The following is a 14,992-nucleotide window of genomic DNA, read 5'->3' on the forward strand; positions in this document are numbered from 1 at the left end:
ACGCCAGAATCGGGCTGTTGATGCGAAAATAATGCTCTAACGCGATTTCAGGGTTACAGGTCACCCGGAACGCCATATGAAGGCGCAGCCTCTGGTGATACGGCTCGTAGCAGGTAGTCCTCACGCTGAGGTCGATAGGCCTCCCACAAGCCATAAAGTTTCCCGACCGGATCAGAATCGTCCCAATCCACTCTGAGATCTACTTCAGGCCAGGAGTGGCGGCAGGCAACTAAAACTGCAGCTGAGTGCACCGGTCCCTGTTCGCCTCCGGCATCAATGCCGGCAAGCAGCGAACGAATTAATGACTCTGCAAGATTGAGTCCGCTCTTTCGACTGCAAAATGCCGATACCATCGCCGGCGGCACCGATTCGTTCGCCAAAAGGTTGCCTGCGGCAATGCAATCTTCCCCGGTAGCAACCGCATTTGTCCCCAGTATATGCTTTCCTGTGTAGTGGGCTATCGTGCCGCCTGTGTCAACCACCGTCAATTGACGGTAGTTGATGCTCGGACTGGCACTGACCGTAGCATCAAGTGCGGTTTTTGCATCAACACCAGATTGAATCAGATCCAGAATCGCGTTTCCCAAGGTGGGGTCAGTAATGTTTTGCGTCGCAACCGCGCCCACACCGGCACGAACCCACGGACATCTGCTGCCGACAGCAATACTTGAAGTCGTTATCGCAACACCGACTGCTCCACTTTCCCGATCGAAAGCGACAATTGAGAACGTCATTGGGAAGCCTGCGATCGTGTCGTGAATTGCAGTTCCTGGACATCGAAAAATGAATCTTGCGCGTAAGGCGTTCGAATTTCAATTTTGTCTTTGCGCAAACGAGCTGTCCTGCTGACTTCTCCCCTAAGCAACTTGCCTGTGAACTTCGATGGCAAGGCAGCAGGTAACAAAGGGTATGAGTCTGCGGCCGTGTAATCACAGATCAGTAACCTACGCGGCAGATCAGACTGATTGGACTGCGAACCATGTACCGCCCAGCAATGCATGAAACAGATGTCACCACGATTCGCAGCAATCGGAACTGATTCCCGATCAAACTGAGGATTATGGCTCTCGTCGATTGCTCCGACATAAACTCCATCCTTGAAGTGGGAGTAGCGATGCTTGTGTGATCCCGGAACAATTCTCAGACAACCGTTTTTCGAAGTCGTATCGTCCAGCATCAACACTATGGCGAGCATGTCGTCATTCGTGTGAGGGTCGTATGAGTGATCTTGATGATAGTGAACAATCGTTTCCATACCTGGGAACTTCGTATTCAACTTGCAATGATGAAAAGTTATGCTCGGACCAATCAATTCAGCCACCATGTCAATAATGGGACTGTTCCATAACACCTTCTGAAAATTTTCTGATATGTCAGCAGGATTCGCAACCCGCCGCAGTCTTGGATTTTCTCGGGTATGGCCAGTCTCCAGGTCAAATCTGGCCTTGCCGTCTACCGTGGTACCGAAATTTCTGTCGTGCTTTTTGCAAAGCTCAATCCATTGATCGATCTCCTCATCGAGTTCGATCAGCAGATTTTCCTCCACAGCACACTTGCGTACCAGGTAACCGTGTTCTTGATAATGCTGCTTCTCAGCCGGTGACAGTATGGATGTTGTGTTCATTCCGTTGCGAAGTAAGGTTTAGGGCAATAACAGTTTTCGTCAACAATCATACACCTGAACGAGTTTCAACTTGTTGGAAACTGAGAATCCAAACGCAATCGTATCATGCGGAACGCAACTCGTCCGGGTTGGTCGGTTCCAGTTCTTGCAACGTATCTTTGAATCCTCACGCCTTCTGTGTTTTCGATGATCGCCCTCAGATCGACGAATTCGTCCGTCTTTGTGAGGGATGATCAGGTCAAACAGAAGCCCATTCATTATTTTGGCTCTTCACCAATTAGGGTGAGTTGAGCCGATTTTAAAGAATAATGCTTGTTGGAGTGAAATGTGGAACCGGACTGTACCTGGCAAACCAGCATAGTTTCCAGGCATGTTGGTTTCGATCAACAGAAACTCTTCTACAAACCTGTGCTGAATCAATCGAGACATCGTAAGCGCAGTGATTGATCGTGTGTCTCGAAGCCGAATGCCTGAGATAACTGCGAACTGAAAGCCACTCCCGTGCAGTTAGTCCGGCAGAAGCCTGACGAAGACTTGAAAACAACCCTAGGTCCGGGGTTTCGCAACGTCAATTACACACACTGAAATTTTATGCTGCACTTCTTTGGGTAAGGTTTTGCGCAAAAGGATTTCGAGATCATTGGAGCTTTTGGGGATTCCTTCGGGACCGGGGGTGGGAGGACAGTTTTCGTCGTCACCAAACCACATTACCACATAGATGCCGTATCCATTTGCGCCCGGGTCTATGGAGTACTTTGTTACCAACTGATCAGACGCTGCGACCCACAATTCGCTATGACAGCTTTTTTTTATTTCGACTGGCAAGTTGAAGTTGTTAGACGAAAGACGGATATCAGATCGATTGCCATTTGCGTACACTCCTTCGGGCTGTACATCGATATTGAGATGTGACAACTCGGCTATTAAGGATTTCATCAGCAAATCTCGACATGCATTTTCCGGTTTCGGTTTCTTAGGACGATTGTGCGGATCTACATTCCAATATGACTTCCAGTCGGATCCGGAGCCGTTTCGAATATTATTTGCAATTCGATGCAATCTATCTTCTGCCAGAGCCGCTAGGTCGGCTGAGTTAGCAGGATCTTGATTTTCAAGCATCCCCAAAACTTGTTCGACAGTGCAGAATCGATAATCTCGTTCCCTTCTTGCATTTTGCTGCTTTTCGACTGCTTCGAGCAATAGCCACTTCCAGGAACTTAAGGTATTGTCAGCTCTAAGGTCTTGCAACGCTTCTGTGGCGGCTTCACAAGGATTGGATGCCAATCGATCAATCAGATCTCGCAAACCAAGTTCGGTGCTCGCTCCAGCACCGAACATTCCCTCTTCGCCAGCACTACGATCAAATTGATAGACCGACCCTACATGCCGAATTAGCAAATTTAATCCCGCAACGTCGAGAGATTTGAGCAGGCCAAAGGAGGAGTCGAAATACTCGATGAAATGACAATTTAGTGTTCTAATTCGGCGCTGACTTCCGGCGAGATACGCATCCAGCATTTCAATATACCGGTCTGACGAAACGAGCAGACCGGCAACCATCCAAAATAGTCGTTGACTTGAGTTCATGCTTTTTCGCGAAAGTTTCTTCTCAATCAGACCAGCGAGTTGATCAACGCTTGGAAGAACAGCCACAGCCATTTCCAGCAAAAGACGCAAGTCCTTAAGCTGACCCTCGCGACATCGCACTGGAAACGCTTTCAGTAAATCAATCACTGCAAGTTGAGCGACTCTGTTGTAATCTTTTTGATGCGCCAACTCGTACAGGCCAGAGAAGCCATCCAGACCGTTGTTAAAGTAGTTTCGCGCAAACCTCACCAGAACATCGGCGACTGTCTCCGGATAGGTATCCAACAGCCTTGGGAACCACCAAGGATCCTTTTGCTTGATATGATTTCCATCGACATGCATAGTGGCATATGGTTCAGCAAATCGAAGCGCAACAGCCACGCGCAGCTTTTTATCGTCTCCCAAAATCTGCATGTCCTGTGAGGTGCTTGCGCGGTGTTGCAGTCCTGCAACTATTGGAAGTGAAAGGGAATGTCGTTTATTCTGGCAGTACAGGTTGATCATCTCGTCGCAATCGGGGATGTCATCGCGAAAAATCGACTCGCTAAGCGCTTGCAGTACTGTGTCGGTGTAAACCGGATCGCCACCCAGTAACTTGTGAATTCTCGAGATCGGATCGTTACTTGAAACTTTTCGGGTCATACCCAAGTACACCGAGGCCAATCTATGGAGTACTTTCACATCTGCCCTGTTTTCATGAAATTCCGATTCATGTAATCTGAGGTATTGCTGCCACTGTGCCTGATCGTTTTCGCGTTGGGTATCTCTCGAAAAGCGACTTTCCTCTTGCTGATTGTGCATCTCCTCATATCGACTCTTCCTGTCGTCAAACGCAATTTGCAATTCAGGATCGTTTTTGAACACCTCTGTAATTTTGTCCATTAGAACTGCCTGTTCAACGTGATTGTAGTGAACACAGCTTGCCACTTCATACATCAGCCAGCTGCGCGCATTTTCATCATTGGATTTCTGTGCTGCGGTCAGGCACCAGATGACATAGTTTTCAGGCTTTGCCGCTCCCAGGACGAGCGATTCCATGCATTGATGGAATTCGTATTCATAAGTACACTTTTTCATATCAATACAAAAATCCAATGCCGCCTCAAGCAACCACTGATGCAACTCGGTGCGCTGCTCAATCCATTTGGCAATTCGCCTTGCATTCGTTTCATTTTTGACGAACGAAGTATATTCAGGGTGACCGTAACCCGACGCAGCAGTCAACCAAGCAAATAAGCGGTTTCGATCAACGGGTTGTTTACTTTTTTCCAGGTAGTGACTCAACCAGACAACAAACACTTCTCTAAGGAAAAAATCTGTTCGTTGTTCAAACTGATCAAACGGACTCATCATATTGCTGAGTCGCTTTGCAAGCTGATCCAAATATTCAGCAATTTCATCCGTTGACGAACACTTGGGAACGCGAACCCTCCAGAAGAATGAATAATCCAGCAAAGTGTATTGTCTTGCTGGATTTCTAAGGTATCGCAGAAGTTTAGATGCAGGTAGATCGCGAGGATAAAGTTCTCTCAGCAGTGCTGTAAGGAGGAGATCTTCTTCATCGTCAATCGTTTCAGCAAACACCTCGTCCAGTAGTTTGTTGAGTTCCGCGTAGGCCGTTTTCGAATTATCGCTTTGGTTGACAAACGCTTGTATTGCCCGAGGTTTGACATACGTCGATACGGAACTGTCTTTAAGAATATCCAATAAAATCTCGGCAAACCCGGGCAATTTTGCGCTGTAGCAGAGCATTGTGAGAATGATCGAGGTAAATATGTTTCCTGCATCATCCTTCAGCATATTTTCAAGATGTTTTCGTACCACATCTGATGCATCCTGTGTGATAAGATCACCCATTCGTGAATCAACACCATCGAGTTTCAGTAGCCAAAGATAATTCCGTGGGCTGAGTTGGATGTGCTTGAGCAACGCTTGTTTCTCGCGCACCGAGAAGTTGCCGACGTCTCCATACATCAATGTCCCACCGCAGTCGTGCGCCAGTATTTCTTCACGTTCATTCTTACAGTGCACCGCCAACCACGCTGAAAGTCCCCGCAAATCGGACACAATTTCACGGTCAAAACCTGTCATCAGCGACAAAACACGACGCAACGGCAATCCGTTTTCTATTCGAGTGCTGAGAAAACGCGCCGCAAGAAATGCCGCAATCTGGCAATGACTCGGTTCAACGCAATTGTCTCGCGCCTTGAACGCTTTGGAACGTACCACGAGTCTAACCCTGTCGGCATCGACAGAATTGATTTCTCTAATGTCAAGAAAATTGTGATTTGGCGGTTCTCCCAATGTTGAGAAGCCTTGGCTACCGGTAAGGAGCTGAATTGCGCACAACTTTCCTGCTGCATTGAGCAGGGAGTCGAGGTTGATTTGTGACCTGTCCGCAATCTGATGGTCGGTATTGTGTTCTTTGAACAATTGTCGGCACGCCAATTCGAATGTTTCGGTACGAGTATGCGGGAAATCGTAATTCCCTGAGGACTTGCACGCGAGTACCAGCATTTTCAGAATTAGCGGGTTGCCGAAAAGGGTGTCAATATTTTGTTTTTGAGCTGAGTCAAGAAAACCTGACGGGTCTGAGATCTGGAAGTTAACACGCAATACGTTGATTACCTCCTCCTCGGTAAGCCGGTCGAGTCGAAAGACAGCAATTTGATTGTCTGGTGATACAGTCTTGAGATTTTCGTAATCATTCACTCCAAACCAGTCTGCCTCACGACAGGACAAACGAAAGCGCGGTTTTCCGAGTTGCAGAAGCTTGCTGCGAACCTCATCAAATGGCTTGCGGCCATCAATGCCTCCAATTCGCATTTCGTCGAGCGCATCTAAAAATAATGTTGAGTCTTTGTATTCATCCATTTTGTCGAGAGTCAGAAAGTCACGAACCGAGGTCAAGTGACAACCTGATCGCTTTCCCTCAAATTTAAAGGTTTCCGTCTTGCCCGAACCCGGTTCTCCAAGCAGCACATAAGCATCATGTTTACGCAGATCCTCGAGCCTATATTTTTCTCCATCATTGCGCGGATTGTGGCCATAAGACTCTTCATTGATGCGCGTACAGGTGCGCGGAGCGAAGTACTTCATTGTTCTTCAAGCGATTCCGAAACAGGAGTAGCAAGAAACTGCGCAAGTTCAGTAGAACTTCCGCCGATCGAGACACGACTGATTGATCGATCGGGAGTTGCGAACTGTTTCTCAAATTCGCTGAAACCCTTGGACGAAATCGGGCTTGAACCGCTTTTCACTTCAATCAGGCTGATCCTCTTACCCCGAACCAGTACGAAATCGACTTCGTAATTGTTTTTACGCCAGTAGAAAAGATTGGCGTATGAACTGCGAGTATTCAAAAGGTGTGCTCCAACTGCACTCTCCACCAAGCGTCCCCAAAAAGTGCGGTCTGCTACCGCTTCGTCGAAGGTGTACCCAGAACCCGAAGACATCAAGGCGGTATTATTTACATTGAGTTTTGGGGAGGAACTCCGGAGTATCTTGTTCACCGAAAACTTTTGCAATCCGGTTACCAGTTTCACTTCGGAGAGCAGATCGAGATAACGCGCCAAAGTGGTCGTGTTACCTGCGTCCTGAAGGGGGCCGAGCATCTTGTTGTATGAAAGCTCCCGCCCGGAGAAAACTGATGCCAATTCAAACAGATGCTTCATCAGGATCGGCTTTTCGATTTTTTGAATCGCTAGAATATCCCGTTCAATACTGGCTTTAGCCAGTGAATTTAGAATGTAATTTCGCCACCGTTCTTCATCGGCAATTAACGATGCTCCGCCCGGATACCCGCCGAAATAAATGTATTGATCCAGATTAAAGTCGAACGCCGCAGCCATTTCAGCGAATGACCAGTGATTGAGTTGTATGACCTCAAACCTTCCGGCAAGACTGTCGCTCACGCCCTTTTGGATCACAAGAGGTGCAGATCCTAGAAGCACAACGTGCATCTGAAGCCCCTCTCGTCGGTCGGCATCCCACAACCCCTTTACGACTTCCGACCAATTTGGAATTTTCTGGATTTCATCGATTCCAAGAATGTAGCCGGAATCTGATCGCCTGGCTTCTAATCTCGCTAATTCCCACACCCGCACAAGCCATTCAGCATCAGGGCGACTTATACGAGACGATTCGGGAAGTTCAGATCGATCGTTTGCGTCGCTTAGGACATTCCTGGAAGTTATGCCTTCAATATAGAAATCCGGTTGATCAACCGGAACGTAAAGGTGAGGAGAATTGCACCCCTGAAGAGCTTGCAGCAATGCGGTAGTTTTCCCGCACTGACGAGGTCCTGTAACGACGATTATCCGTTCGGAAGGCTCGCTGAACCGCCCAAGGAAGGTTTTTTTGTATTGACGTTCGAATGTAATCATAATAATGTATAGCATTGAGTAATATTACTCAATGCTATACAGTATTATAGAACAAACCGGTCAAATAATCCAAATCGATCAGTGTTTCAGACCATTTTCTATCTGTGGATTGGGGAATAGAAAACACCGTATTTTCGGAATATAAATCCTATAACGCCGATTATGTTGACGAGATGGATAGAACAACACCTAATCCAAACTTTGGACGAACGCCCCGCGGCAGTACTCGTTGGAGCTCGCCAAGTTGGAAAAACTGCACTCGCGAAATCCGTTGCGCAGTATACGAACTCGGTCTGCATTGATCTTGAGAATCCAAATGACTTGCTGATGCTGACTGACAGTCTGTCATTCTTCGAACTCCATTGCGACAAGCTGATTATTCTCGACGAAATCCAAAGAACCCCGGAAATATTCACAATCATTCGCGGGGTCATTGACCGAAATCGTGCCGAGGGCGCAGAAACAAACAGTTTCTCTTTCTGGGCTCCGCATCAATGCAATTGCTTCGCCAAACGTCCGAGAGTCTCGCTGGCCGTATCAGTTGCCTTGAATCGCACGGACTCAACGCAATAGAAATGTGCATTTGGGCTGATATAGGCAGAATTGCACAATATCGTCAGTGCTGAAAACCGGAAACTGCATACAGTGTCAACGACACCCGCCAGTTTGATATAAATTGGGGGAGTCCAACCTATGCAGGTGTAATCCCAATGAAAGCATCAGACCTTTTTGTCACATGTCTCGAAGAAGAAGGCGTCGAATACATATTCGGTGTGCCCGGTGAGGAAAACGCCGACTTCATGTTGTCTCTGGAGCCGTCAGACAAAATTCAATTCATTCTCTGTCGGCACGAGCAGGGGGCAGCGTTTATGGCTGAAGTCTACGGCCGGCTGACAGGACGCGTGGCAGGGTGTCTCGGTACGCTCGGACCGGGCGCGACGAATCTCATCACTGGAGTAGCCGATGGCAATATGGACCGCGCGCCGATGCTGGTTCTGACCGGACAAGGCGCTTCGACCAGGCTTCATAAGGAATCCCACCAGATCATGGATGTTGTTTCCATGTACCGGCCGGTGACCAAGTGGGCTCAGCAAATCCACCATCCCAACAATATCCCGGAAGTGGTGCGCAAGGCTGTACGCATTGCGCTCGTTGAGAAGCCAGGTGCAACTCTCATCGAACTGCCAGAGGATATCGCCAAAATGGATGCGACCTCTAAGCCGCTTGCACCAAAAAAACTACGCAGGGCAGTACCGGACGACGCCATCGTGAACCAAGCTTTCGAACTGATTCGCAACGCCAAGCGACCGATTATTCTCGCGGGAAACGGCTGCATCCGACGCCGGGCGTCAAAGCAATTGCGACTGTTCTGTGAAAAGACAGGGATCGGCGCAATCAGCACATTCATGGCTAAAGGGTGCGTCGATATGGACGCAGAATACTGCCTGTATACCATTGGACTGGGTGCGAAGGATCTGGTTGCGTGTGCACTGGACGCGTCAGACCTGATTATCACCCTCGGTTATGACATGGTTGAGTATCACCCTCACCTGTGGAACCCCGATCAAGACAAGACAATACTTCACATCGACTTCCTTCCGGCTGAGATCGATGAGCACTATCGTCCCGCAGTTGAGGTTGTCGGCGACCTGGCACACACATTGTGGATGCTCAACTCTCGAATTGATGCGATCGACATTCTCAACTTTGACTTGACACAGCAAGCCGCAACCCGAGCGGCGATGATGAACGATTTCGCTGAATTCAAGGACGATGACAGCGAAGGCAGGCTCAAACCCCAGAAAGTATTGTGGGATGTTCGCCAGGCAATGGGACCATCCGACATTCTTCTTTCGGATGTTGGCGCACACAAGATGTGGATTGCCAGACACTACCAATGCCATGAACCAAACACCTGCCTGATCCCAAACGGATTCTGCTCAATGGGATTTGCATTGCCAGGTGCCATAGCAGCCGACCTCGTGTATCCGCAACGCCGGGTACTTGCGATTTCCGGTGACGCCGGTTTCATGATGAACGTGCAGGAAATGGAAACAGCCACGAGACTGAATTCCAACATAACCGTCATGGTATGGGAAGACAATGCGTACGGACTGATCGCGTGGAAGCAGGACAATCAGTTCGGAAGGCACATCGATCTGAGTTTCGGAAATCCAGACTGGTTGAAACTCGCAGAATCATTCGGCTGGCACGGTCATCGGGTTGACAGCTCCGCTGCGCTTGCATCAGTTATCGAAGCAGCCTTGGACGAATCCGGTCCAAGCCTGATTGTAGTACCAATTGATTACGACGAGAACCCCCGATTGACGAGACGACTCGGCGAGATTGTCTGTCCGATCTGAAGTTCCCTTCAGCCGAACATTCGGGAAACCGCTGTTGCTGTTTCGCGTCCGGACAGATGCGCACCGTCAACTGTCGCCCAAAACGTCCGATGACATGCCTCGCCGGCAAAGAAGATTCGGTCAGCAACCGGTTGGCGAAGAACCTGTCGCATCGCGTAGGCACCCGGCCTGGCCGACGCGTACGAACCTAGGGACCAAATGTCATTGCCCCAAGCGGTTGCCGTACCCCTGCTAAAATTTCGTCTGACTGAACTGCCAAGCATTCGTTCCAGTTCACCCAGCGCATAGTCGACTTTTTCGTCGATACTGCGACTTGCCAGTTGACGAGCCCAATCACCGCCGACATCGCAATAGGCGATGCCTGTATCGGAAGCATTCGTGAGCGTGCCGAATCCCCTGCCATCACTTCCGATCTCAAAAAGGAGGTAGCCGTCTCTTCCCATGCCAAATACGTCTTCAGAAAACTGCAGTGCGATATGATCGTACAGCCCCATAGAGATAGCGTGGAACGATTCCTGTTTGCCCAACGGCAACTGAGGTGTGAATCTGATAGAACCTGAAGCCAGCACTCCAGTGGAAGTTGTCACGATGACGGCTTTTGTTCGCAACTTTCCGTTCGTAGTTTCCACAACGATGTCACTGCCGCTCCAGTCAATCCCCTTCACTTCGGTATTCAGGGATATTTTCAGATCGCGGGCGTAACGCTCGACTACAGCGCCATATCCCTGTCGGCATACAAAATCCTCACCGCCTCCTTCCGACTCCCACCAGTCAGCAGTAGAAAAGTCCGTGAGATCCTTACCCATGTCCCACGGACCCAAGACAAATTTTGCGGTATCGCTCCAGCGACCAGCAATGTGCTCAGTCGCCGTACTTACAGGAATGTCGTGGCCCTGGTCCGCGCGCACTCCTATCGCTCTTTCCAGTTGGCCGTAAATCTCGAATACCTTTTCGACCTTGTCGTGCGAAGCTTCCCGATCTTCGGTGAACAGACGGTAGGTCTCAGGCACAGGCTCAACATCAAAGCCGAAATTTCGCGCCAGAAAGTGATAAGGATTGCGCCTGCCATTGTGCAGCCAATGCGCTCCGGTGTCATAGGGCGCATTGAAAGTTGTCGTATCGGTGTGTACGCGACCTCCGACACGACTGCGCGCCTCCACAATTGCAACCTTCCTTCTGTCTCCCAGCAGTACATGCGCCGCTGCGATTCCTGCGACTCCCGCGCCGACTATGACCACATCTGGATTACTGTCAAGCCCCGCAAACGCGCAGGACGGAAGAAATGCTGCCAACCCAGCCTTGACAAACTGTCTGCGCGTCACCACACGATGCTGTCGCAAAAATTCAGATGTGGCCTGCCAAGTGGTTGTCATCTTCTAGCATTCATCGGTTTCACAAGGCATCTCAGCTGCCCGCGGAAAAAAAACTTTGTGTCTGGTATCGGATCAGTTGCCAGCTTGACTTGCAGTGAGGGTCTTCTTTGCTGAATTCAAGTTCATTCTGGATTGCCAATTACCTGAACACCTTGACCCGGTAACTGGCAACATCAAAAATATACACTCATGACCTGGACAGAAAGTATCAATCCAAGTAACAGCAGAACGACCTTGATTATCTTTCGAAACATAATCAAGTTGATTTTGTCGTGCAGGATGTTGCCGAGCAATAGACCGACTGCCGCGATCGCAGCCAGCGGAAGAGTGTAAAGTGCGATACTGAAATTGAACGTGCCAGCCGCGGAAAACACAGCGAGCTGTGCCGCCTTGCCTGACAGGAAGCACATGTTCATCACCTGCACCATCACCGTCTTCGCCCAACCCGCCTCAAGTGAGTAGACAATAAGAATCGGAACCATCGTATTGGTGGAGCCGGCCGAAAACCCTGCAATCAGACCAAAACCCATATTGGATGCTTTCGGATGCTTTCGAACACTGCCGAGAGACTCATGCCTGATCCGCTCAACGATGATATACAGAAAAATCAGCAATGCGAGCAACATCTTAAACGGCGTAGGATCATTGAGCACAATTACGTAAGCCCCGAAAATTGATCCGATCAGACACCACACCGCCAAAGGCCAGTATCGTCCCAGACTGACACTCCAATTGCCTCCTCTGGCGATGCTGATCAGATTCACGGTGACTGTCGGCAGCAATGTAATCAAGATTGCTGTCCGAAGATCTATGAAGGTAGATAGGATTGCGGTTGACAGCAAGGGAAAACCCAGGCCGATCGAGCCGTGAACAAATCCTGCGAACAAGGCAATTGCCGCGAAGATTCCGAATTCGGCGATTGTAAAGGTCTCAAGCATCACTTACAGGCGAGGGGTTGCAGTATCCACCTGGCTTCAAACAACGAATTTCAGTAAAACCGGTTTACGTCACTCGATTTTACGAAATACGCTCATTTTTCGCGATCGCCTTGACGGTTTCGATTAGAATCCTTGAGCAATCAGTTCAGAACTGAATCAATGAAAAAGATTTCTCCGGCCGACACATTATTTTTGCTCACGGCAATATTGCTGACGGCCCTGACAATTTCCATTTTGTACGCAGACGACGCCCCCGCGGTCCGAGTTCTTACCGACAACGCAATTGAAGTCAACGGTGAGAGGATCATATTGTCCGGCATTGCCATTCCGACCGCCACAGTTATGTGTGAGGCAGAAGAAAAGCAATGGCCGTGCGGCGCTTCGGCAACCTTGCGACTTTCTTCAATACTGAAAAGCGCTCTGTTGTCATGTGTCCGCCTCGAAGAGTCCGCAGCCCTGCCATTGGCCCGTTGCGCTAATTCACAGTTCGACATCGCTGGGCAGCTGGTGATGGAGGGTTGGGCGATCACCGTGGCCGACGATTCGGAATACGCCACACAGGAGCGGTATGCCGAGCAAAGACAGCTCGGTCTTTGGCGCGACGGTTATTCTCCTCCACAACATTGGCGCAGGTATCCGGACTCGGAGTTTGACTTTGTCAAGGATCTACAGTGCAGTATCTGTGCAGTTCGAAGACAGTAAGCAAGTCGGACAGCACTGTGTCTACACTGCTCCGACCAATGCCAACAGAGCCTCCAGGTTCTTGACTTCCGCTTGCGGGCGTGCAGGCAGCCGGTCCAGTTGCTGACCGTAGCGGTTGCACCACACTACCTGAAATCCAAAGTGTGCCGCACCAATGGCGTCCCAGCAATTCGACGACTGAAAGCTGACTTCACTTGCACTGACACCCAGATGATCACAAGCGAGCTGATACACGACTGGAGCCGGTTTGAAGATTTTCGCCTCATCGACCGAAATACAAACATCAATGCAGCTCGCCACACCTGAATTGGCGACGACCGGATCGAGCATGTTCGGAGAACCGTTGGATAAAATCGCAGTTTTCATGCCACTGTCCTTCAATGCCTTCAGAACTCTTGGCACCTCCTCAAAACAGCTCAAATGGAGATAGGCGTTCATCAAGTTGGTTCGCAATTCGTCGTCTTGCACGCCGTGAGCGGCAAGCGCGTAATCCAAAGCATCCCGGGTAATCGTCCAGAATTCGTCGTAGTCATCCATCAAGCTTCGCAACCAGGTGTACTGAAGTTGCTTGGAACGCCACATCTCCGATACGGACTGCTCCAGCTCACCAAGATTATGACTATGCTGCGCGGCTGCCGAGTGAACGTCGAACAATGTCCCGTAGGCATCAAACACACAGGCTTTGATTCCGGTAAATTTCCTGTTCATGAGGTTTCTCCCTGTTGGGTTTTTGAAGGTGGCAGAGAATAGGTGCATGTCACGTGGGCTACAAGTTTGTTTTGCTCACTGCCGTAAAGATCGACCGAACCGACCGCAAGTCGCTTGCCGAGTTTCATGAGTTTTGCCACGGCAACAATATCACCTGGTTCCGGACGCAACAGAAAATTGATATTCAGATTGGTGGTCAGCGCCATCTGAACCCGCTCAGCCTTGCTCATGATCGCTCCCCACATCGCGAAATCCGCCAATGCCATCATGATCGGACCTGAAACTGTACCGCCTGGTCGCAGATGGTCGTCCTTGAACACCGCGCGAACGACACATTCTCCCTGATCCACTTTCTCAATGACAAAACCGAGTGTCTCCGCCAACGGCAACTGGGTCCGGGCAATCTCATTGAATTCCTCGACGGTGAACTCGGACATGAATTTGTCTAACCCCCAGGCGAACTGTAAAATACCCGATTCATATCCCAAATTAAATCACATCATGACAGTTTCAACATCGCAATCAACCGACGCGCCGATGCTCTATCGAACCGACTCCGACTCGGTTGCCACCATCACATTGAACAGACCCGAGCAGTACAACCCGCTGTCCTGGGAAATGCTGACCACAATTCAGGACACCTTGGACAGTATCGCCCAGGATGAATCGATTCGGGTGGTCATATTGGCCGCCAAGGGTCGGGCTTTCTGCGCGGGACATGATTTGAAGGAAATTCGAAGGCATGACGATGATGAATTTTCCAGAGACCTGTTCGCCAAGTGCAGTCGGATGATGCTGACCATGACCCGGATACCCCAACCTGTGATTGCCCGTGTTCAGGGAATTGCTACCGCCGCTGGTTGCCAGTTGGTTGCCAATTGCGACTTGGCGATCGCCTCAACGCAAGCGCAATTTGCGGTTTCAGGCATAAATCTCGGGCTTTTCTGCTCCACACCCGGTGTGGCACTGAGTCGAAACGTGTCACGAAAAAGTGCATTTGAGATGTTGCTGACCGGCGAGTTCATTAATGCCGAACAAGCTGTCGAAAAGGGATTGATCAATCGGACGGCTGAGCCTGACCATCTTCAGGAAGACACCATGAAGTTCGCCCGCAGCATCGCTGAAAAGCCGCGCGAAGTGATTGCCCTTGGAAAGCGTCTTTTCTACGAACAACTTGATCAGGGTCTTGAGTCTGCATATACGATTGCCAGTGATCGGATGGCCTGCAATCTCGGTTTTCCGTCGGCAGTTGAGGGTATCGATGCGTTCATTGGAAAAAGAAAACCATCCTGGCGCTGAGCCTGAGCAGATT

11 protein-coding genes are annotated in these 14,992 nt (G+C 49.7%); 3 read left to right on the forward strand and 8 right to left on the reverse strand.

Features of this window, described 5'->3' with window-relative positions; genetic code table 11:
• Nucleotides 1–53: 53 nt before the first annotated feature.
• The 4 genes from OXI60_09775 to OXI60_09790 all read right to left on the reverse strand — a co-directional run bounded on the left by OXI60_09775 (nucleotide 54) and on the right by OXI60_09790 (nucleotide 7,611).
• Nucleotides 54–734: a DUF1028 domain-containing protein gene (locus OXI60_09775; protein ID MDE0310103.1), complete on the reverse strand. Its 681-nt coding sequence runs from the start codon at nucleotides 732–734 to the stop codon at nucleotides 54–56.
• Nucleotides 731–1,624, reverse strand: a complete 894-nt coding sequence (locus OXI60_09780; protein MDE0310104.1) for a phytanoyl-CoA dioxygenase family protein — start codon at nucleotides 1,622–1,624, stop codon at nucleotides 731–733. Before OXI60_09780 ends, OXI60_09775 begins: the two co-directional genes overlap by 4 nt.
• A 546-nt stretch (nucleotides 1,625–2,170) precedes the next feature.
• Nucleotides 2,171–6,310: a hypothetical protein gene (locus tag OXI60_09785; protein ID MDE0310105.1), complete on the reverse strand. Its 4,140-nt coding sequence runs from the start codon at nucleotides 6,308–6,310 to the stop codon at nucleotides 2,171–2,173.
• Nucleotides 6,307–7,611, reverse strand: coding sequence for an ATP-binding protein (locus OXI60_09790; protein MDE0310106.1), 1,305 nt, complete (start codon nucleotides 7,609–7,611; stop codon nucleotides 6,307–6,309). Before OXI60_09790 ends, OXI60_09785 begins: the two co-directional genes overlap by 4 nt.
• Nucleotides 7,612–8,306: 695 nt before the next feature.
• On the opposite strand from OXI60_09790, the gene OXI60_09795 reads away from it, so the two are divergent.
• Nucleotides 8,307–9,959: an acetolactate synthase large subunit gene (locus OXI60_09795; protein ID MDE0310107.1), complete on the forward strand. Its 1,653-nt coding sequence runs from the start codon at nucleotides 8,307–8,309 to the stop codon at nucleotides 9,957–9,959.
• A gap of 8 nt (nucleotides 9,960–9,967) precedes the next feature.
• Here the strand turns inward: OXI60_09795 and OXI60_09800 are convergent, their stop codons facing one another.
• Together OXI60_09800 and OXI60_09805 are read right to left on the reverse strand one after the other, a co-directional pair.
• On the reverse strand, nucleotides 9,968–11,332 hold the full coding sequence (locus OXI60_09800) for an NAD(P)/FAD-dependent oxidoreductase (GenBank protein ID MDE0310108.1): 1,365 nt from the start codon (nucleotides 11,330–11,332) through the stop codon (nucleotides 9,968–9,970).
• Nucleotides 11,333–11,505: 173 nt separating this feature from the next.
• Nucleotides 11,506–12,270 carry a sulfite exporter TauE/SafE family protein gene (locus OXI60_09805; protein MDE0310109.1) on the reverse strand — a complete coding sequence of 255 codons (765 nt, stop codon included), beginning with the start codon at nucleotides 12,268–12,270 and terminating at the stop codon, nucleotides 11,506–11,508.
• A 159-nt stretch (nucleotides 12,271–12,429) separates the two neighbouring features.
• Here OXI60_09805 and OXI60_09810 point away from each other — a divergent pair, with 159 nt between their 5' ends.
• Nucleotides 12,430–12,972: a hypothetical protein gene (locus OXI60_09810; protein ID MDE0310110.1), complete on the forward strand. Its 543-nt coding sequence runs from the start codon at nucleotides 12,430–12,432 to the stop codon at nucleotides 12,970–12,972.
• Between the two features lie 21 nt (nucleotides 12,973–12,993).
• Here the strand turns inward: OXI60_09810 and OXI60_09815 are convergent, their stop codons facing one another.
• Together OXI60_09815 and OXI60_09820 are read right to left on the reverse strand one after the other, a co-directional pair.
• Nucleotides 12,994–13,680, reverse strand: a complete 687-nt coding sequence (locus OXI60_09815; GenBank protein ID MDE0310111.1) for a haloacid dehalogenase type II — start codon at nucleotides 13,678–13,680, stop codon at nucleotides 12,994–12,996.
• Complete coding sequence (locus OXI60_09820) at nucleotides 13,677–14,117, reverse strand: PaaI family thioesterase (GenBank protein ID MDE0310112.1); 441 nt, start codon at nucleotides 14,115–14,117, stop codon at nucleotides 13,677–13,679. Before OXI60_09820 ends, OXI60_09815 begins: the two co-directional genes overlap by 4 nt.
• 64 nt (nucleotides 14,118–14,181) lie before the next feature.
• Between OXI60_09820 and OXI60_09825 the strand changes: the two genes are divergently transcribed.
• The gene (locus OXI60_09825) at nucleotides 14,182–14,979 is read left to right on the forward strand and encodes an enoyl-CoA hydratase (GenBank protein ID MDE0310113.1); all 798 of its coding nucleotides are present in this window, start codon (nucleotides 14,182–14,184) and stop codon (nucleotides 14,977–14,979) included.
• Nucleotides 14,980–14,992 lie beyond the last annotated feature (13 nt).

This window comes from Acidiferrobacterales bacterium, from assembly GCA_028820695.1.
In the GTDB taxonomy this organism is placed as follows: Bacteria; Pseudomonadota; Gammaproteobacteria; order Arenicellales; family JAJDZL01; genus JAJDZL01.

Excerpts from the sequence above, each read along its gene's own strand:
- OXI60_09810 (MDE0310110.1), top strand. The coding sequence starts at position 12,430 with ATGAAAAAGATTTCTCCGGCCGACACATTATTTTTGCTCACGGCAATA.
- OXI60_09805 (MDE0310109.1), bottom strand. The coding sequence starts at position 12,270 with ATGCTTGAGACCTTTACAATCGCCGAATTCGGAATCTTCGCGGCAATT.
- OXI60_09775 (MDE0310103.1), bottom strand. The coding sequence starts at position 734 with ATGACGTTCTCAATTGTCGCTTTCGATCGGGAAAGTGGAGCAGTCGGT.
- OXI60_09825 (MDE0310113.1), top strand. The coding sequence starts at position 14,182 with ATGACAGTTTCAACATCGCAATCAACCGACGCGCCGATGCTCTATCGA.
- OXI60_09820 (MDE0310112.1), bottom strand. The coding sequence starts at position 14,117 with ATGTCCGAGTTCACCGTCGAGGAATTCAATGAGATTGCCCGGACCCAG.
- OXI60_09780 (MDE0310104.1), bottom strand. The coding sequence starts at position 1,624 with ATGAACACAACATCCATACTGTCACCGGCTGAGAAGCAGCATTATCAA.
- OXI60_09790 (MDE0310106.1), bottom strand. The coding sequence starts at position 7,611 with ATGCTATACATTATTATGATTACATTCGAACGTCAATACAAAAAAACC.
- OXI60_09795 (MDE0310107.1), top strand. The coding sequence starts at position 8,307 with ATGAAAGCATCAGACCTTTTTGTCACATGTCTCGAAGAAGAAGGCGTC.
- OXI60_09815 (MDE0310111.1), bottom strand. The coding sequence starts at position 13,680 with ATGAACAGGAAATTTACCGGAATCAAAGCCTGTGTGTTTGATGCCTAC.
- OXI60_09800 (MDE0310108.1), bottom strand. The coding sequence starts at position 11,332 with ATGACAACCACTTGGCAGGCCACATCTGAATTTTTGCGACAGCATCGT.
- OXI60_09785 (MDE0310105.1), bottom strand. The coding sequence starts at position 6,310 with ATGAAGTACTTCGCTCCGCGCACCTGTACGCGCATCAATGAAGAGTCT.